The organism is Streptosporangium sp. NPDC003464, assembly GCF_053588315.1.
In genome coordinates this window covers 1-25934 of sequence record NZ_JBSFPS010000133.1, presented here as the reverse complement: position 1 = coordinate 25934, position 25934 = coordinate 1, and the positions used below count along the sequence as shown (strand labels likewise).

The 25934-nt window shown below is 72.4% G+C and carries 27 protein-coding genes and 1 pseudogene; 10 read left to right on the top strand and 18 right to left on the bottom strand.

Features of this window, described 5'->3' with window-relative positions; all coding sequences use genetic code 11:
- Positions 1-112 precede the first annotated feature (112 nt).
- Complete coding sequence (locus tag ACWDS7_RS27015; protein ID WP_451931557.1) at positions 113-694, top strand: GNAT family N-acetyltransferase; 582 nt, start codon at positions 113-115, stop codon at positions 692-694.
- A gap of 24 nt (positions 695-718) precedes the next feature.
- Here the strand turns inward: ACWDS7_RS27015 and ACWDS7_RS27010 are convergent, their stop codons facing one another.
- Positions 719-1291 (bottom strand): TetR/AcrR family transcriptional regulator, encoded by a 573-nt coding sequence (locus tag ACWDS7_RS27010; protein WP_451931556.1) that lies wholly within the window; start codon positions 1289-1291, stop codon positions 719-721.
- Positions 1292-1364: 73 nt separating this feature from the next.
- Here ACWDS7_RS27010 and ACWDS7_RS27005 point away from each other — a divergent pair, with 73 nt between their 5' ends.
- Positions 1365-2564: an FAD-dependent oxidoreductase gene (locus ACWDS7_RS27005; protein ID WP_451931555.1), complete on the top strand. Its 1200-nt coding sequence runs from the start codon at positions 1365-1367 to the stop codon at positions 2562-2564.
- On the opposite strand, the gene ACWDS7_RS27000 is transcribed toward ACWDS7_RS27005, so the two are convergent.
- The gene (locus tag ACWDS7_RS27000) at positions 2561-3421 is read right to left on the bottom strand and encodes a DMT family transporter (protein WP_451931554.1); all 861 of its coding nucleotides are present in this window, start codon (positions 3419-3421) and stop codon (positions 2561-2563) included. The genes ACWDS7_RS27005 and ACWDS7_RS27000 overlap by 4 nt on opposite strands.
- A 185-nt stretch (positions 3422-3606) precedes the next feature.
- Positions 3607-4044, bottom strand: coding sequence for a MerR family transcriptional regulator (locus ACWDS7_RS26995; protein WP_451931553.1), 438 nt, complete (start codon positions 4042-4044; stop codon positions 3607-3609).
- A gap of 94 nt (positions 4045-4138) precedes the next feature.
- On the opposite strand from ACWDS7_RS26995, the gene ACWDS7_RS26990 reads away from it, so the two are divergent.
- Positions 4139-5185 carry an aldo/keto reductase gene (locus tag ACWDS7_RS26990; protein ID WP_451931552.1) on the top strand — a complete coding sequence of 349 codons (1047 nt, stop codon included), beginning with the start codon at positions 4139-4141 and terminating at the stop codon, positions 5183-5185.
- 70 nt (positions 5186-5255) lie between these two features.
- On the opposite strand, the pseudogene ACWDS7_RS26985 reads toward ACWDS7_RS26990, so the two are convergent.
- Positions 5256-5498 (bottom strand): annotated as a pseudogene (locus ACWDS7_RS26985) (VOC family protein); the annotation flags it as partial.
- Between the two features lie 518 nt (positions 5499-6016).
- On the opposite strand from ACWDS7_RS26985, the gene ACWDS7_RS26980 reads away from it, so the two are divergent.
- Together ACWDS7_RS26980 and ACWDS7_RS26975 are read left to right on the top strand one after the other, a co-directional pair.
- Positions 6017-6910 (top strand): DMT family transporter, encoded by an 894-nt coding sequence (locus tag ACWDS7_RS26980; RefSeq protein WP_306865505.1) that lies wholly within the window; start codon positions 6017-6019, stop codon positions 6908-6910.
- Positions 6911-7107: 197 nt separating this feature from the next.
- Positions 7108-7527, top strand: a complete 420-nt coding sequence (locus ACWDS7_RS26975; RefSeq protein ID WP_451931551.1) for a hypothetical protein — start codon at positions 7108-7110, stop codon at positions 7525-7527.
- A 116-nt stretch (positions 7528-7643) separates the two neighbouring features.
- Here the strand turns inward: ACWDS7_RS26975 and ACWDS7_RS26970 are convergent, their stop codons facing one another.
- Together ACWDS7_RS26970 and ACWDS7_RS26965 are read right to left on the bottom strand one after the other, a co-directional pair.
- Positions 7644-8435 (bottom strand): class II aldolase/adducin family protein, encoded by a 792-nt coding sequence (locus ACWDS7_RS26970; protein ID WP_451931550.1) that lies wholly within the window; start codon positions 8433-8435, stop codon positions 7644-7646.
- Positions 8432-9583 carry a lactate 2-monooxygenase gene (locus ACWDS7_RS26965; protein ID WP_451931549.1) on the bottom strand — a complete coding sequence of 384 codons (1152 nt, stop codon included), beginning with the start codon at positions 9581-9583 and terminating at the stop codon, positions 8432-8434. The genes ACWDS7_RS26970 and ACWDS7_RS26965 overlap by 4 nt, the downstream gene beginning before the upstream one ends.
- Positions 9584-9744: 161 nt before the next feature.
- Here ACWDS7_RS26965 and secA2 point away from each other — a divergent pair, with 161 nt between their 5' ends.
- Positions 9745-11958, top strand: a complete 2214-nt coding sequence (gene secA2 / locus ACWDS7_RS26960; RefSeq protein WP_451931548.1) for an accessory Sec system translocase SecA2 — start codon at positions 9745-9747, stop codon at positions 11956-11958.
- Positions 11959-12007: 49 nt separating this feature from the next.
- On the opposite strand, the gene ACWDS7_RS26955 is transcribed toward secA2, so the two are convergent.
- The 5 genes from ACWDS7_RS26955 to ACWDS7_RS26935 form a co-directional block, all read right to left on the bottom strand.
- Positions 12008-12283 (bottom strand): type II toxin-antitoxin system RelE family toxin, encoded by a 276-nt coding sequence (locus ACWDS7_RS26955; RefSeq protein ID WP_451931547.1) that lies wholly within the window; start codon positions 12281-12283, stop codon positions 12008-12010.
- The gene (locus tag ACWDS7_RS26950; protein WP_306865496.1) at positions 12280-12558 is read right to left on the bottom strand and encodes a type II toxin-antitoxin system Phd/YefM family antitoxin; all 279 of its coding nucleotides are present in this window, start codon (positions 12556-12558) and stop codon (positions 12280-12282) included. The genes ACWDS7_RS26955 and ACWDS7_RS26950 overlap by 4 nt, the downstream gene beginning before the upstream one ends.
- A gap of 101 nt (positions 12559-12659) precedes the next feature.
- Positions 12660-13688: an ABC transporter ATP-binding protein gene (locus ACWDS7_RS26945; protein WP_451931546.1), complete on the bottom strand. Its 1029-nt coding sequence runs from the start codon at positions 13686-13688 to the stop codon at positions 12660-12662.
- Positions 13685-14455: a molybdate ABC transporter permease subunit gene (gene modB, locus ACWDS7_RS26940; RefSeq protein ID WP_306875559.1), complete on the bottom strand. Its 771-nt coding sequence runs from the start codon at positions 14453-14455 to the stop codon at positions 13685-13687. The genes ACWDS7_RS26945 and modB overlap by 4 nt, the downstream gene beginning before the upstream one ends.
- A 113-nt stretch (positions 14456-14568) precedes the next feature.
- Positions 14569-14967: a TOBE domain-containing protein gene (locus ACWDS7_RS26935; protein ID WP_306865492.1), complete on the bottom strand. Its 399-nt coding sequence runs from the start codon at positions 14965-14967 to the stop codon at positions 14569-14571.
- Between the two features lie 179 nt (positions 14968-15146).
- Between ACWDS7_RS26935 and ACWDS7_RS26930 the strand changes: the two genes are divergently transcribed.
- From ACWDS7_RS26930 to ACWDS7_RS26915, 4 genes are all read left to right on the top strand, one after another.
- Positions 15147-15950, top strand: a complete 804-nt coding sequence (locus ACWDS7_RS26930; RefSeq protein ID WP_451931545.1) for a helix-turn-helix domain-containing protein — start codon at positions 15147-15149, stop codon at positions 15948-15950.
- Positions 15951-16065: 115 nt separating this feature from the next.
- Positions 16066-16827, top strand: coding sequence for a hypothetical protein (locus tag ACWDS7_RS26925; RefSeq protein WP_451931544.1), 762 nt, complete (start codon positions 16066-16068; stop codon positions 16825-16827).
- Between the two features lie 93 nt (positions 16828-16920).
- On the top strand, positions 16921-17340 hold the full coding sequence (locus tag ACWDS7_RS26920) for a CBS domain-containing protein (RefSeq protein ID WP_451931543.1): 420 nt from the start codon (positions 16921-16923) through the stop codon (positions 17338-17340).
- Positions 17341-17406: 66 nt separating this feature from the next.
- Complete coding sequence (locus ACWDS7_RS26915) at positions 17407-18192, top strand: aminotransferase class IV family protein (protein WP_451931542.1); 786 nt, start codon at positions 17407-17409, stop codon at positions 18190-18192.
- A gap of 230 nt (positions 18193-18422) precedes the next feature.
- Here ACWDS7_RS26915 and ACWDS7_RS26910 read toward each other — a convergent pair whose 3' ends face one another.
- The 7 genes from ACWDS7_RS26910 to ACWDS7_RS26880 form a co-directional block, all read right to left on the bottom strand.
- Positions 18423-19325 (bottom strand): ABC transporter substrate-binding protein, encoded by a 903-nt coding sequence (locus ACWDS7_RS26910; protein ID WP_451931541.1) that lies wholly within the window; start codon positions 19323-19325, stop codon positions 18423-18425.
- Positions 19322-20473 (bottom strand): LLM class flavin-dependent oxidoreductase, encoded by a 1152-nt coding sequence (locus ACWDS7_RS26905; RefSeq protein ID WP_451931540.1) that lies wholly within the window; start codon positions 20471-20473, stop codon positions 19322-19324. The genes ACWDS7_RS26910 and ACWDS7_RS26905 overlap by 4 nt, the downstream gene beginning before the upstream one ends.
- Positions 20463-21596, bottom strand: a complete 1134-nt coding sequence (locus ACWDS7_RS26900; RefSeq protein ID WP_451931539.1) for an LLM class flavin-dependent oxidoreductase — start codon at positions 21594-21596, stop codon at positions 20463-20465. The genes ACWDS7_RS26905 and ACWDS7_RS26900 overlap by 11 nt, the downstream gene beginning before the upstream one ends.
- A complete protein-coding gene (locus tag ACWDS7_RS26895) occupies positions 21596-22690 on the bottom strand; it encodes an ABC transporter substrate-binding protein (RefSeq protein ID WP_306865477.1) in 1095 nt (364 codons plus the stop codon). Before ACWDS7_RS26895 ends, ACWDS7_RS26900 begins: the two co-directional genes overlap by 1 nt.
- 37 nt (positions 22691-22727) lie before the next feature.
- The gene (locus ACWDS7_RS26890; protein WP_306865475.1) at positions 22728-23447 is read right to left on the bottom strand and encodes an ABC transporter ATP-binding protein; all 720 of its coding nucleotides are present in this window, start codon (positions 23445-23447) and stop codon (positions 22728-22730) included.
- The gene (locus ACWDS7_RS26885; RefSeq protein ID WP_451931538.1) at positions 23444-24310 is read right to left on the bottom strand and encodes an ABC transporter permease; all 867 of its coding nucleotides are present in this window, start codon (positions 24308-24310) and stop codon (positions 23444-23446) included. The genes ACWDS7_RS26890 and ACWDS7_RS26885 overlap by 4 nt, the downstream gene beginning before the upstream one ends.
- Positions 24311-24468: 158 nt before the next feature.
- Positions 24469-25509, bottom strand: a complete 1041-nt coding sequence (locus tag ACWDS7_RS26880; RefSeq protein WP_451931537.1) for an ABC transporter substrate-binding protein — start codon at positions 25507-25509, stop codon at positions 24469-24471.
- Between the last annotated feature and the right edge of the window lie 425 nt (positions 25510-25934).

Sequence of the window (25934 nt, the reverse complement as noted above, 5' to 3'; positions counted from 1 at the left end):
GGGGCGGCCGGCCACCGGGGCCGGCCACCGCGCCGGCCTGCGAAGTGGTCGCCGGGGACACGCCCCCAGTGGACCTTCTGGCGGCTCCGCCGACCGGCCTACAGTCACCTCCATGACCGCGCACATGCCCGATCCCGTCACCCTCGAAGACGACGTCGTACGGCTCGAACCGCTGACCCTGGCCCACGTCCCCGACCTGTTCCTGGCCTCCGGCGGCGACGAGGAGGTGTGGCGCTGGCTCTCGTCCCCGGCACCGCGCAGCGAGGAGGAGCTGGAGGGCATCGCGGAGAAGCTGATCGGCGACCCGGAGCACGTGCCGTTCGCGGTGATCCTCAAGGAGACCGGCCGCGCGGTCGGCTGGACCACCTACATCGACACCCCGGGATACGCCGACAGCATCGAGATCGGCTGGACCTGGTACGGCAGGGCCGTGTGGCGCTCGGCCGTCAACACCGCGTGCAAGATCCTGCTGATCGACCACGCCTTCGACAAGCTCGGGGTGAACCGCGTCCAGCTCAAGACCGACATCCTCAACACCCGTTCCCAGGCGGCGATCCAGCGCATCGGCGGCCTGCACGAGGGTGTCCTGCGCCGCCAGCGCCGCCGCTCGGACGGCACCTGGCGCGACACGACCTACTTCAGCATCCTCGACGACGAATGGCCCGCCCACCGCGCCCGCCTGCTGGCGCGGTGACGGCCGGGCAGCCGGCACCGGGGGTCACGTCAGCATCCCCTTCAGCAGCTCCCGGACCCCGAGGCGCAGGTCGTCCGGGGTCGGCTCCACCCCGGCTCCGATGATGGCGTCGAACATCACGCCCTCGCAGTAGACGACCAGCTGGCGGCTGTGCCGTACCGGATCCGGCGACCCCGCCGCGGTGAGGATCACCACCGCGGGGTCGCGGAAACGGCTCCCCACCTCGTCGTAGACCTTGCGGAGCTCGGGACGGCGGGTGGCCTCCAGGGCCAGCTCGTAGCGGGCGACCGTCCGGCGGCGGTCGACGGTCAGCTGCCTCCACAGCACCCGGGTCGCCACCTCGGCGAGCGCGTCCAGCGCGCCCAGGCCGTCCGACGCGGCGGCGAAGATCTCCCCGAACGCGGCGACCTCCAGCTCGGTGAGCCGCTCAAGGGCCAGCTCCAGCAGCGCCGAGCGGGTGCGGGCGAGGTTGGAGGTCGACCCCGGCGGCAGCCCGGCCGCCTCGTCCACCGCCCGATGGGTCAGGCCGCGCATGCCCCGCTCGGCGAGCAGGGTGATGGCGGCCTCCGCGACGGATTCGGCACGCTGAGACTTCACCCCGCGATACTACACTTGTAGTTGAACTACAGGCGTAGTAATGTCCACTACATCCGTAGTGAGGGAGCAGGTAATGGCGCGTGCAGTGGTGATCGGGGCGGGGATCGGCGGCCTGACGGCGGCGGTGGCACTGCAGCAGCGGGGCTGGGAGGTGACGGTGTTCGAGCGGGCGCCGTCCCTGGAGCCGGTCGGCTCCGGGCTGGCCGTCGCCGCCAACGCGCTCAAGGCACTGGACACGATCGGCGTCGGCGACGAGATCCGCAAGCTGTCGGCGGTCCAGGGCGAGGGCGGCGTACGGCGCGCGGACGGCCGATGGCTGATCAGGACCACCGACGAGGCCACCACCGCCCGGTACGGCGGCGACTCCATAGTGCTGCTGCGCCGCGCCGACCTGGTGGACGCGCTCTCGGCCCGCCTCGCCCCCGGCACGGTCCGGCTGAACAGCACCGTGAAGGGGGTGGACCCGGAGACCGGCCGGGTGACCGTCGAGACCGGAAGCGCGGAGACCGGACCCGCGGAGGCCGGACCCGCGGAGGCCGGACCGGTGGAGAGCGAGCTGGTGGAGGCCGAGCTGGTGGTGGCCGCCGACGGCATCCACTCCCCCACCAGGGGCGCGCTGTTCCCCGGCCACCCCGGCCCGCGCTACGCCGGGACCACGAGCTGGCGGGTGCTCATCCCCTACGGGAGCGTCCCGGGCCAGACCTCGGAGAGCTGGGGCGACGGCAAGGTCTTCGGGGTCATGCCGCTGGCCGGAGGGCTAGTCTACTGCTACGCCACCGACGCGGTCCCGGCCGGCGGAGGCGGCGGCGACCAGCGGGCCGAGCTGCTGCGCCTGTTCGGAGGGTGGCACGACCCGATCCCGGCGCTGCTGGCCGCCGCCGCACCGGAGAACGTGCTCAGGAACGACGTGCACCATCTCACCACCCCGCTGCCCGCCATGCACAGGGGCAGGGTCGCGCTGCTGGGCGACGCCGCCCACCCCATGACGCCCAACCTGGGGCAGGGCGCCTGCCAGGCGATCGAGGACGCGGTGGTGCTGGCCCACCTCGCGGACCGGGGCGCCGCCGGACTGGCCGGCTACACCGCCGCCCGGTTGAAGCGGACCTCCGAGATCGTGGCCCGGTCCGCGTCGATCTGCCGCGCCACCCGGATCCGCAACCCGCTCGCCGTACGGCTGCGCGACATGACGATCGCGCTCGCCTGGCGGCTGACCCCGGGCCGGATGACCGGCGCGATGGACGAGGTGGCCGGCTGGACCCCGCCCGCACCCTAGGACGGGAGCGAGGCCGTCTCCCGGGTGGAGGCGTGGGTGCCGTGGTCCGGAGACAGCCGGCCCAGCGTGATGGTCCCCCAGACCAGCAGCGCGGCGGCGAAGAGCGCGGGGATCACGTTCGACAGGCCGGTCGGCATCGCCTCGTCGAGCAGGAGCGCCCCGGCCAGGATCGAGGTGATCGGGTCCACCACCTGCACCGTCGCGTAGGCGATGCCGAAATAGCCCACCGCGTAGGACTTCTGCAGCAGCACCACCGCGCAGATCAGCAGCACGGGGATCGCGACGGTGAACCAGGTCAGCAGCCTGCTCAGGTCTCCGTTGAGGCCGCCGCCCACCACCCGGACGAAGGTGGACACGCTCGCCGTCACCGCGCCGGCGCCGACCGACAGCAGCAGCGCCTTGGCCGAGCCCCCCGCCTTCCGCGCGGCCAGGTGCGCCAGCAGCACGATCAGCCCGACGCAGCCGAGGAAGCCGAACGCCTCCCGGTCCGTCATGTGCGGCGTCACGGCGTGCGCGGGGACGAGCAGCATCAGGCCGAGCAGGCCGACGGCCACCGCGACCGATCCGATGATCTCAGCCCGGTGCGGCCGCCTGCCGTGCAGCATCGCAGCCAGCGGCACGGCGAACACCAGCGTCGCCACGCTGATCGGCTGCACCGCGACCAGCGGCGCGAAGCTGAGCGCGACGGCGTGCAGCGACGCCCCGGCGAACCCGATCACACCGCCTATCCACCACCGGGGCCGCCGCATCAGCTTGAGCGAGGCCCCCTCGGAGACCGCCTCGAACTGCTGGAGCGCCGCGCCCAGCGCGTAGCCCAGCGCGCCGACCAGGGCGATCGTCATCCCGACCCAAGTCATCGCCACCCACCAGGGACGATCGGGCATACGTAAAGAAACGGCACTTGGGTCATCCCGCAAGCTTAGAGCGCCCGGCGAGTGGGTAACGGGCCGCCCAAGCCAGATCCAGGGTCCTTTCAGGGGTGGAAGGCGTCTCCTTCGGACCACCCTCCGGCCGCCCGGCGCGGCGACGGCGGCCTCATCGCCTACGGCACGCCGCACACATGCTCGCCGGGGCCGGGGCCGAGGCGGTCTCCGCACGCCTCGGCCCCGAGGTGGTCCTCGTACACCCCGACCTTGAAGGTGATCAGGTCCAGGCACCGGGTCAGCTCGCCGATCTGGGCGATCACGTGCTCCCGGTGCCGGCGCAGCAGCGCGAGCCGCTCCGCCTCGGTGCCGGAGCCCTGCCGGACGAGGTCGGTGTACTGGCGGATCGCGGGGAGGGGCATCCCGGAGGCGCGGAGGATGACGCACAGCCGCAGCCACTCCACGTCGCTCTCGGTGTAAAGGCGCCGCCCGCCGGGTCCCCGTCGCACGGGACCGGCCAGAATGCCTTCGTGTTCGTAGAAGCGCAGCGTGTGCACGCTCAGGCCGGTGCGTTCGGCGACCTGTCCGATGCTCAGATCCGGTGCGGCCTCAGGCATGCCCCACAGACTAGAGGTTGCCCTAGAGCCGACTCTAGAACCTAGAGTACGCCGCGTGATCACCCCCATCCACGACTGCTGAGGGAGCATGACCATGCGCTACCGCGTCCTCGGCGGCACCGGCATCGAAGTGAGCGTCCACTGCCTGGGCGCCATGATGTTCGGCGCCGCGGGCAACCCCGACCACGACGAATGCGTCCGCGTCATCCACACCGCCCTCGACCGGGGGATCAACTTCGTCGACACCGCGGACATGTACTCGGCGGGCGAGTCGGAGGAGATCGTGGGAAAGGCGCTGCGCGGCCGCCGCGACGACGTCGTGCTCGCCACCAAGGTGCACTTCCCGATGGGCGAGGGCCCGAACCGCGGCGGCAACTCCCGGCGTTGGATCGTCAAGGAGGTCGAGGAGAGCCTCAGGCGCCTGCGGACCGACTGGATCGACCTCTACCAGATCCACCGCCCCGACCACACGACCGACATCGAGGAGACGCTCTCCACGCTGAGCGATCTCGTGCGCCAGGGCAAGATCCGCGCCTTCGGCTGCTCCACGTTCCCGGCCGAGGAGATCGTCGAGGCGCATCACGTCGCCGAGCGCCGCGGCCTGATGCGCTTCAGGACCGAGCAGCCGCCGTACTCGCTGCTGGCCCGGGGGATCGAGACCTCCGTGCTGCCGGTCTGCCGGCGGTTGGGGATGGGGGTGCTGACCTGGAGCCCGCTGGCCTCGGGCTTCCTGACCGGCAGATACCGCAAGGGGCGGCCCATCGATCTCACCACCGGCCGCGCGGCGCTGACGCCGGCGCGCTTCGACCCCTCGCTCCCCGTGAACGTCGCCAAGCTGGACATCGTCGAACGGCTCGTCGAGGTCGCGGACGGCATCGGCTGCTCGCTGCCCGAGCTGGCCGTGGCCTTCACCGTGGCGCATCCCGCCGTCACCTCGGTGATCATAGGACCGCGGACGATGGACCAGTTGGAGTCGCTGCTGAAGGGCGCCTCGCTCACCCTCGACGACGCGACCCTCGACCGGATCGACGAGATCGTTCCCCCCGGGACCAACGCCTACCACCCGGACGGCTCCTGGCGCTCGCCGGCGCTGGACGCCGCCGCCCGCCGCCGCCCGCCCGCCGACCGTTCCGCGGCCTAGCCGTACGGCGAGGCCGCGTGGAGCGGTGCCGGCCGCTCCGGTCGTCCGCCTCCCGCGACGCGGCGGACGGCTAGTTCCGGGGCGGGCAGACGCAGAAGAGATGCCCCTCGGGGTCGGCGAGCACGACCCAGCCCCCCTCGCCGGGCTGGAAGTCGGGCTTGGTGGCCCCGAGCTCCAGATAGTCCTGGACCGCCTTGTCCAGGTCGGGGACCCGGACATCGAGGTGGAACTGCTTGTCGGGGCCGGGCCAGGCGGCCGGCCTGCGGTCGGTGTTCTGCTGGAAGTAGATGCTCGTCGTGCCGTCGCCGATGCCGGCGTAGGAGTCCTCGGCGTACTGGACCTCTTAGCCGAGGACCGCCGCGTAGAACTCCGCGAGCCGCTTGGGCTCGGCGCAGTCGATGGTCACGGCGATGAGTTGTGCGGTCGTCGTCATGGTCCCCATCGTGGCGCCCATACCTGACAGGTGACGTCAGGTTCATCGGCGGACATCGGAACGGCCCCGCAGAACCGTCCGGAAACCCCTCCCCCGCCGTCGTACGGCCCCGCCCCACCGTCCGGAAGCCCCTCCCCCGGCCGTCGCACGGCCCCGCAGAACCGTCCGGAAGCCCCTCCCCCGCCGTCGCGCGGGCCCGCCGTACCGGCGGATAACCAGTGGTCGCCGCGGCCGCCGTCCCGTTATGGTCGTCCCGTGACGACGCTCATCATGTCCCCGCCCGCCGCCCGCTAGCGGGCGGTCCTCTCTCCTGACAACCGGATCCGGGTGGTCCGGTGGGTGGCTGACGCCCGCATACGTGCGGCCTGACGACAACCACCTCATCTGGAGAGATCTCCATGACACATGTCTCCGTGCAGCGGGGCCTGCTGTACGTATCGATCGCGGCGACCGCCTGGGGCACCGGGGGCGCCGCCGGCGCGCTGCTCCACCAGGCGGGCGGCCTCGGTCCCGTCTCCGTCTCGTTCTGGCGCTTCGCCTCCGGCGCGGTGATGCTCCTGCTGGCCTCGCGCCTGTTCGGTCTCGGGCGTCCGGGCGGTCTCGGGCGGACCGTGGTCACGGGTGCGGCGATGGCCGTCTACCAGACGGCCTACTTCGCGGCGATCGCCGCGTCCGGCCTGGCCGTGGCGACCGTGATCACGATAGGCGCCACGCCGGTCCTCGTCGCCGCCGGCGCGCGCGTGCTGCTGGGCGAGCGGCTGGGCCCGGCGGGGCTCGGCGCGGTGGCGACCGCCCTGACCGGCCTGGCCATGCTGACCCTCGACGGCGGGTCGGCCACCTTCTCGATGGCCGGCGTCGGCTGGGCGCTGCTCTCGGCGGCCGGCTACGCGGGCGTGACCCTGCTCAACCGCGCCTCCACCGACGGCCCCTACGCCACCGCCATGGGCGGCTTCGTCGTCGGGGGCCTGTGCCTGCTCCCCCTCGCGCTGGCGCAGGGCCTGCTGCCGCAGGGCGACCTGCTCGCCTCGTCGGTGATCATCGCCTATCTCGGCGCGGTCCCGACGGCCCTGGCCTACGGTCTCTTCTTCGCCGGTCTGGCCGCGGTGCGGGCCACGACGGCCGCCGTGATCAGCCTCGTGGAGCCGGTCGGCGCGGCGGTCATCGGGGTGCTCCTGCTCGGCGAGCGGCTCACCCCGCAGGCCGTCGCGGGCGCGGTCCTGCTGCTCGCCTCCGTCGGCCTGCTCACCTTCGGCGAGAGGCGCGGGGCCGTTGACCCGGCCGCCACATTATAACAGCGAATTCACGGTTTTCCTTTTGTCGAAGAAATAAACCAAACGACAGGAGGGAAATCAGGCCACCCATGTTTGGTCCAAGAGAAAGACAACAATCAAATAATCGCTTTTTTCCCTGACAATTTCGCTCATATCGTGACATAGAGACCAGGCCGCCGGACGGTCTCCGCCGGCGGCCCGATCAGAAAGGAGACGCCATGAACGACAGACGGCGCCTGATGCTGATCAGCTCGGCACTTCTCACGGCCTCCGTCCTCGGAGCGGGCGCGATCTCCCCGTTCTCCGCCGCCCCCGCCTCCGCGCAGGCGGTCATGGCGGGCGTCCCGCAGGTCGCGGTCCCGACCCCGGAACCGACCACCACCCCGACCATGGCACCGACCATGGAGCCGACCGTGGCACCGACAACGGCACCGACCACGGAGCCGACCGGGCAGCCGCCCGCCGGGGAGAAGCCCGAGGCGTACTGGGAGGCCTACCGCAAGGGCTTCTTCGAAGCCGGCGACAACTGCGGCAAGGGGAAGAGCTTCACCTACGGCGGATCAGCCGACTGGGACAGAAAGGGCTGGGTGGACGGATACAACGCCGGTCACATCGCCTTCTGTGAGAACGTCGACTGAATCCCCTCGTCGTCCGTAAAGGCGGCCGGAGAAACGCCGGGCCCGGAGCTCCGGGCCCGGCCCCGTGTCCGGGGCCGGAGCGGAGCCGGAGCAGGGAGCCGGTGAAAACCGGCGGATCAGCCGAACATGTCGGGCTCGGCGGCGGTGATCTGGTCGTAAAGGGGCTGGAAGTTGATCCAGCCGACCAGGTCGTTGCCGATCTGGCCGTGGGTGAGCTTGGCGTTCTCGTGGTCGATCGGCACCGTCGGCCCGGCGGCCTTGGCCAGGAGCTGGGCCTGGCACGAGCGCTCCATCGTGATGAACCACCAGGCGGCGGCGTCCACGGTGTCGCCGACGGTGAGCAGGCCGTGGTTGCGCAGGATGACCGCCTTGTAGGAGCCGAGCGCCCGGGCGATGCGGCGGCCCTCCTCCGTCTCCACGACCACGCCGGTGTAGTCGTCGAACAGCCCGTGGTCCTCGTAGAACGCGCACGCGTCCTGGGTCAGCGGCTCCAGGAGGGCGCCCAGCGACGACAGCGCCTTGCCGTACACCGAGTGGCTGTGCGCGGCGGCGACCGCGTCGGGCCTGGCCTGGTGGACCATCGCGTGGATCGCGAACGCGGCCTGGTTGACGTGGTAGCGCCCCTCGACGACCTGGCCCTCGTGGTTGACGAGGATGAGGTCGCTGACCTTGATGTGCTTGAAGGACATGCCGAACGGGTTCACCCAGAAGTGGTCGGTGTGCTCGGGGTCCCGGGCGGTGATGTGCCCGGCCACGCCCTCCTCGAAGCCGAACCGGCCGAACAGCCGTAGCGCGGCCACCAAGCGCTCCTGGCGGTGGCGGCGTTCCTCCTCCACGGTCTCGAACTTCTGCGGCAGCCGGAAGGTGAGCTGGTCGGTGGGGATCGGCTGCAGGTCGGACAGGCTCATCGTGCCTCCAGGGCGGACGGGTCGAGGTCGGCGGGCGTGCGGTGGCCCGCCAGCCCGAGGGTGAGGTCGAGGTCGGCGAGCAGGCTCCGCACCACGTGGCGGACGCCCTCCTCGCCGCCCACCGCCAGACCCCAGACGTACGGCCGGCCCAGCAGCACGGCGCGCGCCCCGAGGGCGAGCGCCTTGAGGACGTCGGACCCGGTGCGGATCCCGGAGTCGAACAGCACGGTCAGCCGCTCGCCCACGGCGGCGGCGACGGCGGGGAGCGCGTCCAGCGCGGCCATGGCGCCGTCGACCTGCCTGCCGCCGTGGTTGGAGACGACGACGCCGTCCATCCCGGCGTCGGCCGCGCGCAGGGCGTCGTCCACGTGCTGGACGCCCTTCAGGACGATCGGCCCGTCCCAGTTGTCGCGGAGCAGGGAGAGCCGGTCCCAGGTGTGGGAGCGGCCGTGGAACATCGGCGCCCACCGCAGGATCGCCGCGTTCAGGTCCTCCTCGACCGGGCGTTCCAGCCGGGACCTGAAGACCGGGTCCGACAGCGGGATCGCCAGGCCGGTGCCGCGCAGGAACGGCAGGTAGGCGTGGTCGAGGTCGGTGGGCCGCCAGGCCAGGGTCCAGGTGTCGAGGGTGACGACCAGGGTGTCGTAGCCGCTCTTGGCCGCCCGGTCGAGCAGGCTGAGCGTGACCTCGTCGTCGTGCGGCCAGTAGAGCTGGTACCACCGGGGTCCGCCGGCCTCGGCGACCTCTTCGAGGGTGTGGGAGGAGGCGGTGCTCAGCACGGCGGGGACGCCGAGCGAGGCGGCGGCCCTGGCGGTCGCGAGCTCGCCGTGCGGGTGCACGATCGACTGCACGCCGATCGGGGCGAGCGCGACGGGCGCCGGGTAGGTCCTGCCGAACAGCTCCGTGCTCAGGTCCCTGACCGAGACCTCGCGCAGCATCCTGGGCACGATCCGCCACCGGTCGAACGCCTCGCGGTTGGCCCGCTCGGTCGCCCCCGTCCCCGCCGAACCGGCCACATACCCGTAGGGCTCGGGCGCCAGGTGCCGCCTGGCGGCCTGTTCGAGCCCGGCGACGTCCGTCGGGTACGGCGGGCGCAGGCCGGCCAGCCCGTTGAGGTAGATCTCGTACTGGTAGTCAGAGAAGGCCACGGCCCCAGCCTGTTCTGCTCCGCGCCGCATGTCCATATTCAAACCGGATCCGGCGCACCGGGTCGGCTTGCCCATCGGTCCCCCGGGACGGATGATCCATCAGGTCGGTACGGTGGTGCGACAGCGGGAACGTGGTCCCGGAAACGGGCGTTGGAGGGAACGTGGCCTCGATAACTCAGCTCATCAGGCGTTTCCTGGAGCGTCCCGGTTCGATCGACCTGGTGCCCTTCGAGCGGACCGTGGCGTCCGCCGGGGCCAGGGAGGAGCGGATCAAGGGGCTCGCCGAGCTGCCGGAGCCCTCGGTGGACGACCTGGCCGAGTTCTGCGCGATCGTGCGCGAGGCCGCGCGCCGCACGCTGGGCCTGCGCCCTTACGACGTGCAGCTCGTGGGCATGCTCGCCATGCTGTCGGGCAACGTCGCGGAGATGGCCACCGGCGAGGGCAAGACCCTGTCGGGGGCCATGGCCGCCGCCGGATACGCCCTGCAGGGCAAGCGGGTGCACGTGATCTCGGTCAACGACTACCTGGCGCAGCGCGACGCCGAGTGGATGGGCCCGCTGTACGAGTCGCTGGGCGTGTCGGTCGGCTGGATCGCGGAGTCCTCCACCCCGCAGGAGCGCCGGGCCGCCTACGCCAAGGACGTGACGTACGGATCGGTCAGCGAGATCGGCTTCGACGTGCTCCGCGACCGGACCCGCACCGACGTGGCCGAGCTGGTCGTGCCCGAGCCGGGCGTGGCGCTGGTGGACGAGGCCGACTCGGTGCTGGTCGACGAGGCCAGGGTGCCGCTGGTGCTGGCCGGGGCCGCCGACCCGGGCGGCGCCGTGCCGGAGATGGCCGCGCTGGTCCGCCAGCTGGTCAAGGGATACCACTACGAGCTCGACGACCAGGCGCGCAACGTCCACCTGACCGGCAAGGGCATCGACACCGTCGAGCAGGCGCTGGGCCTGGCCCTCTACGACGACGCCGCCACGCTGACCGAGGTCAACCTCGCCCTGCACGCGCACGCCCTGCTGACCAAGGACGTCGACTACATCGTGCGCGACGGCAGGGTCCACCTGATCAACCCCTCCCGGGGCCGGGTGGCGCTGCTGCAGCGCTGGCCGGACGGCCTGCAGGCCGCGGTCGAGGCCAAGGAGGCGCTGTCCCCCTCGGAGACCGGCGAGATCCTCGACTCGATCACCGTCCAGGGCCTGATCACCCGCTACCCCGAGAGATGCGGCATGACCGGCACGGCGGTCGCGGTCGGCGACCAGCTCCGCGAGTTCTACGACCTCAAGGTGGCCGTGGTCCCGTCCAACCGGCCGTGCGTGCGGACCGACGCGCCCGACCGGCTCTTCGAGTACGCGATGGAGAAGGACCGCGCGCTGGTCGAGGAGATCGTCGAGGTGCACGCGACCGGGCGGCCGATCCTGATCGGCACCCTGGACGTGGCCGAGTCCGAGCGGCTCTCCCTGACGCTGAGCGGGCGCGGCCTGGAGTGCGTGGTCCTCAACGCCAAGAACGACGCCGAGGAGGCGTCGATCATCGCCAGGGCCGGGGAGCGCGGCGCGATCACAGTCTCCACCCAGATGGCCGGGCGCGGCACCGACATCCGCCTGGGCGAGGGCGTGGACGAGCTCGGCGGGCTGTATGTCATCGGTTCCGGCCGGCACACCAGCAGCCGTCTGGACGACCAGCTCCGCGGCCGCGCGGGCCGTCAGGGCGACCCCGGCGGCTCGGTCTTCTTCGTGAGCGGCGAGGACGATCTGATCACCCACTACGTGGCCGACGAGTACGCCAAGGGCGTGCCCGACCAGGTTCTCGTGGGCCACGCCCAGCGCGTCGCCGAGGGCGTCAACATGGAGATCCACCGCAACACCTGGCGCTACACCCGCCTCCTCGAACACCACCGGAGCCTGGTCCTCGGCCTCCGCGAGAAGGCCCTGCGCGGCCGCTCGGCCGCCGACGCGCTCGCCGGGGCCGTCCCCGAGCGGTGGGCCGAGCTGGAGGAGGAGGTCGGCGCGGAGGTGCTCCAGGAGGCCGCCCGGCAGATCGTCCTGTTCCACCTCGACCGCTGCTGGGCCGACCACCTGGCCTACCTGGGCGAGCTCCGCGAGGGCATCCACCTGCGGGCGCTGGGCCGCCTCAGCCCGATCGACGAGTTCAACAAGGAGGCCAAGCCCGCCTACGAACGCATGCTGGCCGAGATCGAGTCCCGCTCGATCGCCACCTTCGAGACCGCCCCCATCACCTCCGAGGGCCTCGACCTCGACGGCGCGGGCCTCAACCGCCCCACCGCCACCTGGACCTACCTCGTCCAGGACAACCCCTTCGGCACCGAGTGGGAGCGCATCCTCAACCGCCTGGCCACCAAGGTCCGCCGCCGCCGCTGACCTCCGCCGCCCGGCGGCCGGAGGCGGCCCGGCGGAGAGGGCGCTCGGGCTAGTGCGATCGATAGGCGTCCGCCCGGTGCTGAACGGTGATCACCTGGACCACGATCCGGCCGTCGTCGATCAGGTACAGGACCCGGTAGTCCCCCCGGCGCGCGGACCATTGGGGTGCGAGGGGCTCGTCGAGGGGCTTGCCCACCCGGTGAGGATTGTCCAGCAGCGGACCGGTGATGAACTCCCAGACCGCGGGCACGACCTTCGTCGGCAGGCGTTCGGCGAGATCCTGCCTGGCACGGCGGGTGAGGTGAAGTCCGTACCGCTCGCTCACAGGCGACCGGTCCGGCGCAGGAGGGCCTCCACCTCCGACTGGGAGTGGGTGCGTCCCGCCTCCAGATCGGCGAGCCCCTCGCGGATGGCGGCCACAGTCTCGGCGGAGGCGAGGATCTCGATCATCTCGCGCATCGTCTCGTAGTCGTCCGCGGCCAGCAGCACGGCCGCGGGGACGCCGTTGCGGGTGATCTCGAACCGCTCGTGGGTGCTTACGGCGGACTCCACGATGCCCGACAGCCGGGCGCGGGCGTCGGCCAGAGGAAGAACAGTCATGTACATAATTATAGGCAACACATGGCCTCACTGTCAGGCGCCCGCGATGATCGCGCCGACCGTGGAGATGTGGACGGCGCGGGGCAGGCCGTCACCCGCGCTCAGGCGGGGTAGGCGTGGGTCTCGGTGGCCTTGAGCGCCGCCCAGACCCGCCCGCCCGGACGTAGGTCCAGCTCGGCGACGGCGGCGGCGGTGATGTCGGCGGCGGCCTCGACCGGGCCGGCCAGGAGCACCCGCACGTGGTCGCCGTGGCGCTCGACCCCGCCGATCGTCGCCTCCCAGAGGTTGCGCGGGCTGCCGTCGGGGCGGCTGCGGTAGAGCGCCACGGCGGACGGCGGGAAGGCGAGGAAGACCGGGCCGGCGTTGGACTCGTCCGCGTTGAGGGTGATGCCCTCCAGCCGTACGGCGTGCCCGTCGGCGACCCCCCGGTAGAGGTTCAGCCCGACCAAGCGGGCGACGTATTCGGTGCGGGGGTGGCGGGCCACGGCCGAGGGCGCCCCCTGTTGGACGACCCGGCCGTTCTCGATCACGACGAGGCGGTCGGCCAGGACCATCGCGTCCAGCGGGTCGTGGGTGACCAGGACGGCCGCCCCCTCGAAATCCTCCAGGTGGTGGCGGAGCCGGGCGCGGATGTCCAGGCGGGTGTGGGCGTCGAGGGCGGCCAGCGGCTCGTCCAAAAGCAGGAGGCGGGGCCGTACGGCCAGGGCCCGGGCGAGGGCGACGCGCTGGGCCTGGCCGCCGGAGAGTTCGCGGGGCCGGGCGGCGGCGTGCTCGCCGAGGCCGACCCGCTCCAGCCACTCCTGGGCGAGCCGCCGGGCCCGCTTCTTCGGCACGTCCTGGCAGCGTGGCCCGAAGGCCACGTTGTCCAGTGCCGACAGGTGCGGGAAGAGCAGGTAGTCCTGGAACACCATGCCGATCGGCCGCCGTTCGGCGGGCAGCCGGTGGATCGGCTCGCCGTCGAGGTCGATGTGCCCGCCGGTGAGGGGCAGCAGCCCGGCCAGGGCGCGCAGCGCGGTGGTCTTGCCCGCGCCGTTGGGGCCGAGCAGGGCGACCGTCTCTCCCCGGGCGGCGTCCAGCTCGACGTCGAGGCGGAACCTCGGCCTCTCGACGACCAGCCTGCTCCTGATCATGACGCCCCGACCCACCGTTCCCGCAGGCTGGCCAGCACGGCCACCGAGACCGCCAGCAGCACCAGGCTCAGCACGATCGCGGCCTCGGGATCGGTCTCCAGCGCCAGGTAGACCGCCAGCGGCATGGTCTGGGTCCGGCCGGGGAAGTTTCCGGCGAAGGTGATCGTGGCCCCGAACTCACCCAGGGCCCTGGCCCAGCAGAGCACGGCCCCCGCCGAGATGCCCGGTGCGACCAGCGGCAGGGTGACCCGGGTGAACACCCGCCAGCGGGAGGCGCCGAGGGTCGCCGCCGCCTCCTCGAACCGCAGGTCGGCGGCCTTCAGCGCGCCCTCCACGCTGATGACCAGGAACGGCATGGCCACGAACGCCTCGGCCACCACGACCCCCGCCGTGGTGAACGGGAGCGAGAACCCCAGCGTCTCGTGGATCCACCGGCCGACCAGCCCGTTGCGGCCGAGGACCAGCAGCAGCGCCACGCCCCCGACCACCGGCGGCAGCACCAGCGGCACCGTCACCAGCGCCCGGACCAGCCGCCGGCCGGGGAGGTCGCCCCGGGCCAGCAGCCAGGCCAGCGGCACCCCGAGCAGCAGGCAGATCGCGGTCGCGAGGGTCGCGGTGACCAGCGAGAGCCGCAGCGCCTCCAGCACCTGCGGCTGCGCCAGCCGCCGCCCCATCGTCGGCCACGGGGCCCGCACCAGCAGCCCGGCCAGCGGCAGGACCAGGAACGCCAGCCCGGCGACCGCCGGGACCGCCAGCACCCACGGCATCCGCCCCGGCGCCCGCTCCCTCACCGGGCCCTTCTCCCGCCCGGTGCGGCGGACCGCCCGGCCCGCTCCCCGGCCGGCGCCGTCCGGGTCAGTCTCAACACGATCTCCAGTGGTCAGGGGGTCTCCGGCACTTCGACGACGACGGTGGTCGACTTCACGACCGCGACCGCGACCACGCCCGGCTCCAGCCCGAGATCGTCGGCCGACTGACGGCTCATCAGGGACACCACCCGGAACGGCCCCGCGGCGATCTCCACCTGGGCCATCACGGTGTCCTTGACCACCTCGGTCACGATCCCCCTGAAGCGGTTGCGCGCGGAGGAGGCGCTGCCGCCCTGCTCGTCGCGGCCCGACTGGGCCCGCGCGAAGGCGGCCAGCTCGGTGCCGGGGATCAGGCGGTGGCCGTGCTCGTCACGCCGCGCGGACAGCCGTCCGGCGTCGACCCAGCGGCGCACCGTGTCGGCGCTGACCCCGAGCAGTGCCGCCGCCTCGCTGATCCGGAACGTCATCACAGTCCATCACCCTATCTCCCGCAGTTTCCACCCCTGGTCGGCACATACCCCGGAAGGTGTGAGGCATCCGACTGCCGGCGGCTCGCATCTGCCATGGTGGATCCGGGCCGGGGGCATCACGGTTCCCATTACATGGACGGTAATGGTTTTACAGATCATCGCCGGTTATCGTGTGATTTGTGACCTCCACCAGCGCGTCCCGGCCGGTCGGTGAACTGCTGCGCCAGTGGCGGGAACGCAGGCGGATGAGCCAGATGGATCTCGCCATCCAGGCCGACATCTCCACCCGGCACCTGAGCTTCGTGGAGACCGGCCGGTCCAAGCCGAGCCGGGACATGATCCTGCACCTCGCCGAGGAGCTGGACCTCCCCCTCCGCGAGCGCAACCACCTCCTGCTCTCCGGCGGGTTCGCGCCGGTCTACGCCGAGACGCCGCTCAACTCGCCGCAGATGGCGTCGGTCAGGGAGGCGCTCGGCCAGGTGCTGAGCGGTCACGAGCCCTACCCGGCGGTGGTCGTGGACCAGGGCTGGAACCTGGTGGACCGCAACGCCGCCACCGGCGTGCTGCTGCGCGGCGTCGCGCCGGAGCTGCTCGTCCCGCCGGTCAACGTGCTCCGGCTGAGCCTGCACCCCCGGGGGATGGCCCAGCGGATCATCAACCTGGGCGAGTGGCGCGCCCACCTGCTGCACCGGCTGCGCCGCCAGATCAGCCTCACCGCCGACCCCGACCTGGACGCGCTCTGGCGCGAGCTGGACGGCTACCCCTGCGACCAGCCGGAGCCCGAGATAGAGCGGCCGGGCCCCGGGGACATAGTGATCCCCCTGCGCCTGCGCCGCGGCTACCGGGAGCTCGCCTTCTTCAGCACGATGGCGACCTTCGGCACCCCGCTGGACATCACCGTCGCCGAGCTGGCCATCGAGGCGTACTTCCCGGCGAACCCCGAGACCGCCGCCTACCTGCAGCACCAGCACCACCCGGACTAGGCGCCCCCACCGGGACCCGGGCCGCTGGCGACGAGGCCCGGCGCCCCGCCGCCCCGGCCGGGCCGGAGGTTGATAACCTGCCCGGAGTCCCCCCTTTCACGACTGCGGGGGCGCCGTGGGGGCATGGTTCTCGACGGAGATCGTGGCGGCCGGGAAGCTCCGGCTGTTCTGCTTCTTCGTCTCCTTCATCGTCACGTTCCTGTTCATCCGGGTCAGCGTGCGCCTGATCCGGGCCCAGGTGAGATGGTGGCCGGGGAACGTGGCGCCCGGCGGCATGCACATCCACCACGTCGTGTTCGGCCTGGTCCTCATGTGCGTGGGCGGGATCAGCGGACTGGCGGTGGAGGACAGCACCTCGGTCTCCGCGGGACTGCTCGCCGCGCTCTTCGGCGCCGGGACCTCGCTCGTGCTGGACGAGTTCGCGCTGGTACTACATCTCGAAGACGTCTACTGGGCGCAGCAGGGCCGCCTGTCGGTGGACGCCGTGTTCGTCGCCGTCGCGCTGTGCGGCTTGGCCCTGCTCGGCGCCAGCCCCCTGGAGCTCGGCGACGCGCTCAATCCCGGCCCGGGTGGCCGGGTCCTGTCCCACACCGAGATCGCCCTGATCATCGGCGGCAACACGCTGCTGTCTCTCATCACCCTGGTCAAGGGGAAGGTCTGGACCGGCCTGCTCGGCATCTACATCACCCCGCTGGCGCTGATCGGCGCGATCCGGCTGGCCCGCCCCGGCTCGCCGTGGGCGCGGCGGTACTACAGGCCGGGCTCGCGGAGGCTGCGCAGGGCCGAGTGGCGGGAGAAGAAGATCCGTGACCCGATCGAGCGGGTGAAGGTCGGCTTCCAGAACCTCGTCGCCGGCCGCCCGTCGGCCAGGCCGTGAACCGACCCGTGATGGACACCCCGTCCACGCGTCCGATCCGTTTCCTAGGCAAATGTCGGTTAGTACCTCATTTGTCGAACAGGGGAGGTCGTCATGGCGAAAACAGTGGCCGACGTGATGACGCACGACCCGGCGACCGTTGACGCGGGCCAGCCCGTGTCCGTGGCGGCCCGCCTCATGGCCGCCGAGGACACCGGAGCGGTGATCGTCACCCACGACGGCCGGGTGAGAGGGATCGTGACCGACCGTGACATCGCCGTCCGCGTCGTGGCGGAGGACAAGGGCCCCGACACGCCGGTGCGGGAGGTCTACAGCGGCGACGTCGTGACCGTCGGTCCGGACACGAGCATCGAGCAGGCCGTACGGCTGATGCGCTCCAACGCCATCCGCCGCATACCGGTGGTCGAGGACGACATGGCCGTCGGCGTCCTGAGCATCGGGGACCTGGCCGTCGAACTCGACCCCGAGTCGGCCCTGGCCGACATCTCGGCCGCGCGGGAGAACAACCCCTGAGCGGCACCGGCTCCGGCCGTGTTCGCCGGGCGTCGAAGGCGAGGACGGCTCGCTATGGTGGGGATCATGGCCAATTCACCGGTCCCCCGGGTCGAGATCGACGGTCGCGCCGCCACCCCGGAGCGGCTTCTCCCTCTCACCCTTTCCAACTATGGGCACTTCACCGCCATGCAGGTCAGGGGTGGGAAGGTCCGCGGCATGGATCTCCACCTCGACAGGTTGCGCGCGGCCACCCGCGAGCTGTTCGACGCCGATCTGGACGCCGACCGGGTCCGTGACCACATCCGGCACGCCCTCGGCGGCGACGGCGCGGCATCGGTCCGGGTCTACGTCTTCCGGGCGGAGCCGGACGGCGCGGTGTCCGTCATGGTCGTCGTACGGCCACCGTCCGAGATGCCGAGTACCCCGCAGCGCCTGCGGGCCGTCCCCTACCAGCGGCCGGTCCCCCACATCAAGCACATCGGGGGCTTCGGGCAGGCCTACCACCGGCGCCTGGCGGAGCGCGGCGGCTTCCACGAGGCGCTGCTGACCGGCCCCGACGGGGTCATATCCGAGGGCGGGATCACCAACATCGGTTTCTTCGACGGGTCGGCGGTCGTCTGGCCCGACGCGCCCGCCCTGCTGGGGATCACCATGCAGCTCCTCGAACCGAGGCTGCCCGGCGCGGGCCTGCCGTCCCGGCGCGGCACGGTACGCCTCGCCGACCTGACGTCCTTCACCGCGGCCTTCGTCACCAACTCCCAGGGGATCGCCCCCGTCGAGCGCGTCGACGACCTGTCCATTCCCGTGGACGCGGAGCTCATGAAGACGGTGACGCGGATCTACGACTCCGTCCCCTGGGACCCGATCTGAGCGCTTCACCCGGCGCGCGACGGGTTCGGCCGCGCGGCCGGGCCTCGCGGAAGGGGAGGAGATCAACCCCCTCCCCCTCCGCGACCGCCTGACCGGCCCGGAGGCTCCCCTGACTGCCTCCCGAACGGCCCGGCGGTTCCCCGGACGCCCCGGTGGTCATCCGGCAGACCCCGCGGTCTCGCGACGGTCTCCGGCGACCGGTGCGACGGTCTCCGGGACGGTCCCGGCGATCACCTGATCAGCTTGGCGATCTCCGGGTCGACGGCGTCGGCGACCACGACCTTGCGGTCGATGAGGCCGTTGGCGTGGAAGAGATCGGCGGCGCGCTGCTGCTCGGCGACGAACTCCTCGGTGACCGGGTTGAGCCCGAAGGGCCGCTTGCGCAGGGCGTTCTCCCAGTGGTCGACGTCGCCGCCGTCGTCGGCCGCGAACAGCTCGGCCGCCTCGCGGTAGTTCTCCTGGATCCAGGCGTCGGACTCCTGGAGGGCGGCGACGATCGCGGCGAGCTCCGCGGGCCGCCCCTCGGCGAAGTCACGCCGGGTGAACCAGAGCGAGCGGTGGCTGAACAGCCCGTCGGTGGCGACCAGCTCGCGGACCGGCGCCTGCGCCTCGACCTTGCTGAGCGAGGGGTAGGAGCCGACCCACGCGTCCACCTCACCGTTGAGCAGCAGCGCCCCCGCGTCGGTGCCGGCGTCGACGGGCACGATGTCCTTCCAGCTCAGGCCGGCCTTGTCGAGGGCGAACAGCAGCAGCGTGGTCTGCCAGGAGCCGTGCCCGAGCGCGACCCTCCGGCCCTTCAGGTCCGCCGGTGACGCGATCGGCGAGTCCTCGCGGACGACCAGCCTGCCGTTCTCGTGCCGGGAGCCGGAGACCGCGACGTAGACGATGTCGTGCCCCTTGCCCTGGGCGGTGACCGGCGGGGTGGAGCCGGTGCCGATGAAGTCGTAGCCGCCGTCGAACAGGTGGTCGCCGTGGACCGAGGGCAGCCCGTCGGTCGGCGCGGGCCTGTCGCCGTCCGGGAGGGAGCGCAGGTCCACCCACTCCACGTCGGGGATGGCACGCTCCAGGATGCCGCGGTGGCGCAGCACCCACAGGGAGTTGTTGTGGGGAAAATATCCAACTCGGACGCTCATGAGGGGGTCCCTTCCAGTAGTGGTGATCCGATACGGAGGTCGTGGCCGCGCAGCAGCGGGAGCACGTGCTCGCCGACCCGGTAGGCCTCCTCCAGGTGCGGCACGCCCGCGAGGATGAAGGCGCCGACGCCGAGGCCGATCAGCTCGTCCAGCCGTTCGGCGACCTGCTCGTAGCTGCCGACCAGGCCGAACGCCGGCCCGCCGCGCAGCAGGTGGAAGCCGCCCCACACATTGGGGGTGACCTCCAGGTCGCGGTGGCCGCTGATGGTCCCGGTGACGAACGACTGGCTGCGCTGCCAGCCGATGGAGTCGCCGGTGGCGCCGCGGAGCACGGTGGGGTCGATGTTGTCCCAGCCCCGGCGGATCTCGTCCCAGGCCTCCTCCTCGGTCTCCCGGGCGAGCACGTCGATCCGGACGGCGAACTTGGGCGGGCGGTCGCTGTTGGCCCTGACCTGGTCGAACTTCTCGTTCAGGGCGTGGAACGGCTCCAGCCAGGACAGGTAGTAGTCCGCGTGCCGCCCGGCCGCGTCGATGGCCGCCCTGGACGAGCCGGAGAAGTAGATCTCCGGGAAGGGCTGCCCGGCGAGCCCCTCCGGCAGCCCCGCCCCCTCGACCCGGTAGAAGCGCCCGTCGAAGTCGAACGGTCCGCCGTCCCAGACGCCCTTGAGCACGTCGAGGAACTCCGAGGTCCGCGCGTAGCGGTCGTCGTGGCCGACCCGGTCGCCCCACCAGAGCTGGTCGGGCCCGCCGCCGCCGGAGATGACGTTGTAGACGACCCGGCCGCCGGTGGCCCGCTGCAGGCTGGCCGACATGCGCGCGGCCTGCACCGGGTGGAGGAACCCGGGCTGGAAGGCGATCATGAACCGGTAGGTCGTCGTCTCCCTCGCCAGGGTCGCCGCCGCCGCCCAGGGATCGTCGGTGTTGGGGAAGGACGGCAGCAGCCCGCCGACGAACCCCGACAGCTCCGAGGCGCGGGCGACGTCGCCCATGTGCTCGACGTAGCTGTAGCCGTCCCGCTGCCCGTCGCGGACGCCGGGGGCCAGGCTGCCCGGCACCACCGGCGCCCACTCCCCCCGGCTGGCGACCCGCCTGCGGAGCGACGGCTGGTCGCCGTGCGTCCCGATGCGCCAGTAGATGTCAACGGACATGAGCGCTCTCCTTCGCCAGCAGCGGCAGCAGCCGCTCGCCCAGGCGATAGGTCTCCTCGATGTACGGCGCGGCCTCCAGGAAGAAGACGCCGACACCCCGGTCGATGTAGTCCCGGATCCCCGCGGCGACGGTCTCGAACGACCCCACCAGCCCGCTCCGGAAGGGATCGCCGGTCCCCGGGAGCCCGGCGGCCTCCGTCGGCGAGTGCCGGGCGGCCCCCGTGTCGAAGGGGCCGAGGAGCGCCGTCCCGAGGGAACCGGCCGCCTCCGCCCCGGACGGCCCGGACGGCCCGGCGGGCCCGGCCGCCCGGGCGGGCCGCGACGGCGCGAAACCCCGCCACAGCCGGGTCCGCGGGTCTGGGTCCGGCAGGGTGGCCGCCGTCCCGCCGTCGCGCCGCCACAGGCGGCGGGCCGCCTCCCACGCCTCGTCGTCGTCGTCCCTGGCGAGGACCGGGATCCGCAGGCCGTAGGCGACCCCAGGCAGGCCGGCGGCCTCGATGTCGTCCTCCGGGTCGAAGACGTGCACGTCGGCGTGGCGGGCGGACAGTTCGAGGGCCTCCTTCGAGGTGCCCGACAGGTGGATCCTGGGGAAGGGCCGTCCGGCGAGCGGCGGCTGGAACCCGCCCGCGAGCACCTGGTAGAAGCGCCCCTCGTAGGTGTAGCCCTCCTCGGACCAGACGCCCTTGGCCACGGTGAGGAACTCCTCGGCCCGCGCGTAACGGTCCGGCCCCTCCAGGAAGTCGCCCTGCGCGCGGGCCGTGCCCCGGTCGAGGTCGACGGCGAGCTTCCAGTCGAGACGGTCGGTGGAGAAGCGCTGCAGGGAGGCCGAGACCTTGGCCGCGTAGACGGGGGTGGCGATGCCGGGGTGGAACTCGGCGACCGCCCGGAGCCAGCGGCTCTGCCGGAGCACCCCCGCCGCCACGACCAGGGACTCCTCCCCCTCGGGGTCGAAGGGGGCCAGGGCCCCGTGGAAGGCCGCGATCTCCGCGGCCCTGCCCACCTGGGCCAGGTGGTCGAACGGGCCGTAGGCGCGCCGCAGGTCGGTGACGGGGCCCGGGAAGTCCGGCCGCGCGCCGCGTCCGCCGTGCTCCCGGCTGGGCAGCGTGATCAGGAACCTGGCCATCAGAGCGCCGCCCCGTCGAGTTCGGGGGCCGCGCCGGGCCCGCGGCCGCCCCCGCCCTGGGACGGCACCGACAGCCCGTCCGGCAGCTCGCCGGACTGCCAGGCCAGCCGCTCCCGGGCGGCGGCCAGCGGCTCGTGCGCCACCCAGGAGTCGATGTCCACATCGGCCGCGAGGAAGCCGTGGAGCAGGAGGAAGTCCTTCTGGACCCGCAGCAGGCCCAGCCGCTCCGGCGACAGGTCCGGGTGCAGGCTCTTGTGGAAGTCACCCCGGTAGGCGGTGGCCACGCCCCGGGCTCCGGAACGGGTCTCGGCCTCCAGGAAGCCCCGCACCGCCTCCAGGTTGCCCCCCGCCCAGTCGGCGGCGCGCAGGGTCTGGGTCAGGAAGTTCACCACCAGGTCCGGGTGGTCGGCCAGCAGGTCCTCGTGCACGGTGATCGGCCGCGGGGTGCCGTTGTTGACCCGGGTACGGAGGTCCGGATGCGCGTCCAGGTCCACCGCGACCACGGCGTCCACCTCCCTGGCCTGCTCGGCCGAGCGCGCCCCCTTCACGTAGACCGCGTCGACCTCGCCGCCGGCCAGCTCCCTGATCCCCGGCCAGGACCAGGCCCGGCCGGCCCCGTCCCGCCCGACCTCGGACTTCGGCTGGTCCACCTCGACGAACGTCACGTCGTCGAAGGTGAGCCCGGCCGTCGACAGCGCCCCCTTGATCCCGTGCAGGGCCATCGCCCGGGGGAAGCTCCGCGCCCGCGTCTCCGCCCAGCGCGGCAGCGCGATCCGCGCGCCGCGCAGGCCCTGCGCGCCGGTGATGCCGGAGTCCGGGCGGACCAGGATGGACTGCCACTCCTCGATCCAGGTCAACCCGATCAGCCGGGTCCTCGCCCCCTCCGAGCGCGCGGCCAGCGCGGGAACGTTCCCGCCCTCGCGGAACAGCCCCAGGAGACGGTGGTCGAAGTGGTGCTCGGCCAGCTCCGGCCCGGCGTCCTGCAGGACCCCGACCTCGCCGAACTCCTCGTGGAGCCAGCCCAGGTTGTAGGCCAGGCCGCTGGCGGTGGGCACCGGGCAGCGGGTGAACCAGATCTTCTCGATCGTTGACATGTGATTCCTCCGTGCTTCGGAAACGCTCGCGAGCGCTTCAGTGCGGGGCGCCGGTGACGCCGAGGTGGGACAGGAGAAGGCGCCGGTGCGCGATGAAATCGGGGTCGCTGCGGTCACGGGGGTGCGGCAGGTCGATCGGCTGCTCCACCGCGAAGGAGCCCTCCCGCAGCACCACGACCCGGTCGGCCAGCCGTACGGCCTCGTCCACGTCGTGCGTGACGAGCACGACGGCCGGCCGGTGCCGCTCGCACAGCTCGGCGACCAGCTCCTGCATCTGCAGCCGGGTCAGCGCGTCGAGCGCGGCGAACGGCTCGTCGAGCAGCAGCAGCTCCGGGTCCCGGACGAGCGCCCTGGCCAGGGCGACCCGCTGGGCCTCCCCGCCGGACAGCGTGGCCGGCCACGCCCCGCCGTACCCTTCGAGACCGACCTCGGCCAGCGCGGCGAGACCCGCCTCGCGGGCCGAGCGGGGCAGCCCGAGGGTGACGTTGGCCAGCACCCTGCGGGCCTGGACCAGGCGTGGCTCCTGATAGACGGTCGTACGGCGGCGCGGGGCCAGGACGGTCCCCGCGTCGGGCAGTTCGAGCCCGGCGAGGATCCTCAGCAGCGTGGTCTTGCCGGTGCCGCTCGGCCCCAGCAGGGCGAAGAACTCCCCGCGCCCGATCTCCAGGTCGATCCCGGCCAGGACGGTCTTGGCGCCGAACGCCTTGCGCAGCCCCTTGATCCCGACGGCGGCGCCGGTGGCCGTGGAGGCGCTCATCGGGCCGCCACCTGCCCGCGCCACGGCATGGCCAGCCGTTCGACGCCCCGGATGGCCAGGTCGATCGCCAGGCCGAGCACCGCGTAGATCACGATGCACAGGACCATGTAGTCGCTGCGGTAGTACTGCTGGGCGAGGGTGACGAGATAGCCGATGCCCTCGGTGGCGCCGATCTGCTCGGCCGCGATCAGGCCGGTCAGCGAGACCGACAGGCAGATGCGCAGGGCCATGAGGATGTTCGGCAGCGCGGTCGGGACGATCACCCCGAAGGCCAGCCGCAGACCGGTGAGCCCGAAGCCCCGGGCGGCCTCGAGAACCTTCCGGTCCACGCCGCGGACGCCCAGATAGGAATAGGCGTACATCGGACCGGCCGCGGCGACCGCGATCAGCACCACCTTGAACGTCTCCTCCACGCCGAACCAGGAGATGAACAGCGGGACCAGGGCCAGGAACGGCACCGCCCGCTTCATCTGCATGACCGGGTCGACCAGCTCCTCGCCCAGCACCGACAGGCCCGCGACCACACCGAGCAGCAGGCCGAGGCCGCCGCCGGCCAGGACGCCCAGCCCGGCCCGCCGCGCCGAGGCCAGCAGGTAGTCGCCGAGCTGGCCGGTGGCGACCAGCTCGCCCAGCGCGCCCAGGACGGCGCCGGGTCCGGCGAGGACGTCCGGCGGGACGGCCCCGCTGTCCGTGCCGTACCACCAGGCGGCGGCCAGCAGCAGCGGGACCGCGGCCCTGATGGCGACGGAGACGGCGGGTCGGCGGCGGCGCGCCCCCAGGTAGCGGGGCGTTTCGAGCGCCGACGGCGCCTGCCGCCCCCGCTCCGCGGCGGCCCGCCGCCCGGCGGCAGCCCCTGCCCGCACGGGAACCTCCGGGGCGGAGGCTTCCGGCGCGGGAGGCTCAGGACGGCGGGAATCCAGCGCGGGGACCTCGGGGCCGAGAACCTCTGTTCCGAGGGACTCCGGGCCGGGGGCTTCTCCCGTCAGGGGTGCGAGGGTCCTCCGGGGGACCTTTTCGAGGGTCATGCCGCCGGCTTCAGGGTGAAGATGACGTCGTCGGGGTTCACCGTGGCGGGCAGCACGCCGTACTTCTGGAAGATCCCGGCCACGTCGGTCACGGACGCGCCGTCGGCGGCGGTGGCCGGACGCGGCACGTTGGCGTACCTGGCCTTGGCGACCTCCTCGGCCAGCCGGGGTCCGGAGACGGCGGTCGGCCCCTGGGTGAGGAAGACGTTCTGGAACCTCTCCGGGTTCTGCTTGGCCTCGGCGGTGAGCTCCTGGAGGACCTTGAGGTAGACGCGCACCGCCTCGGGGTGCCGCTGGAGCAGCTCGGTCCGGGCGGCCTGCATGTTCAGGTCCTGGTCCTTGAGGTCCCGGCCGTGCACGATGACCCGCGCCCCCTTGGCCACCGCCTCGGGGTAGGCCCGCACGATGGCCCACCAGGCGTCCACCTTGCCGGTGGCGAAGGCCGAGGCGCCCTGGTCGGGGTTGAGGTATACCCGCCTGACCTGGTCTGCGGGGATCCCCGCCTCCTGGAGGGCCAGCAGCAGCAGATACTCCCCGCGGCCGCCCTTGTTGACGGCGACCTGCTTGCCGACCAGGTCCTTGACGCTCCGGACCGGGCTGTCGGGCCTGACGACGAGCCCGTCGGTCTGCGGCGCGGCCGGGTCGGTCACCGGGTCGGTGAAGGAGAAGATCTTGATGTCCTTGCTGTTGGCGAGGTAGCCGAGGACCGGCGAGATGGCCCCCTCCAGCACGTTCACCGACCCCGAGCGGACCGCGTCGATCGTCGCCGTGAACGAGGCGTACGATCCGCCCCACTCCACCGTGGCCCCCACCTCGGCCAGCCGCTTTTCGAGGATCCCCTCCTTCTTCGCCACCGCCAGCGGCCCCGCGTTCCCCGGATCCTTGATCTTCAGTACGGCCCCGCCCGCCTTGCTTCCCGCGGCGGCCACCGCCGTCGTCCTGCCGGTGTCGGCGCTCCCGCAGGCCACGGTGAGCGCTGTGAGCGAGAGCACCGCGGCCACGACGGCGGCGCGCGTCCGTCGACGAGATGTCCACATGATGATTGGCCCCTTAAAGATCCGAGAGTGAGAACGCGCATGCCCGGGACGGTGCTGACGTGCTGCGGGCGTGCGAGGTGAAACGTGTGAGAGCAGGCAGGAGACCTGCGGAGCACGCGCTGAGGAGGTGCGGGAGGCGTGCGGAGCACGCGGGAACGGTGGAGGCGGAGGCTCGGCGCGGGAGACGGAGCGCCCTCACGACAGCGGGAGACGGAGCGCCCTCACGGACAGAGGCTGCTGTCCAGGCGCATGAAGTCGACGACCCGCCGGAGGGTCAGGGGGACATGCGGCATATTTCCTATATTTCAGGTAGGTTTAGTCCAAGTCAAGTCCCGGCCCGCATGTCGACACCGTCCCCGGCCGGCGCCCGCCCGCGTCCACCGCCCGAACCCGGACGCGGAAGAGCGCCGGACGAACGGTCCTCC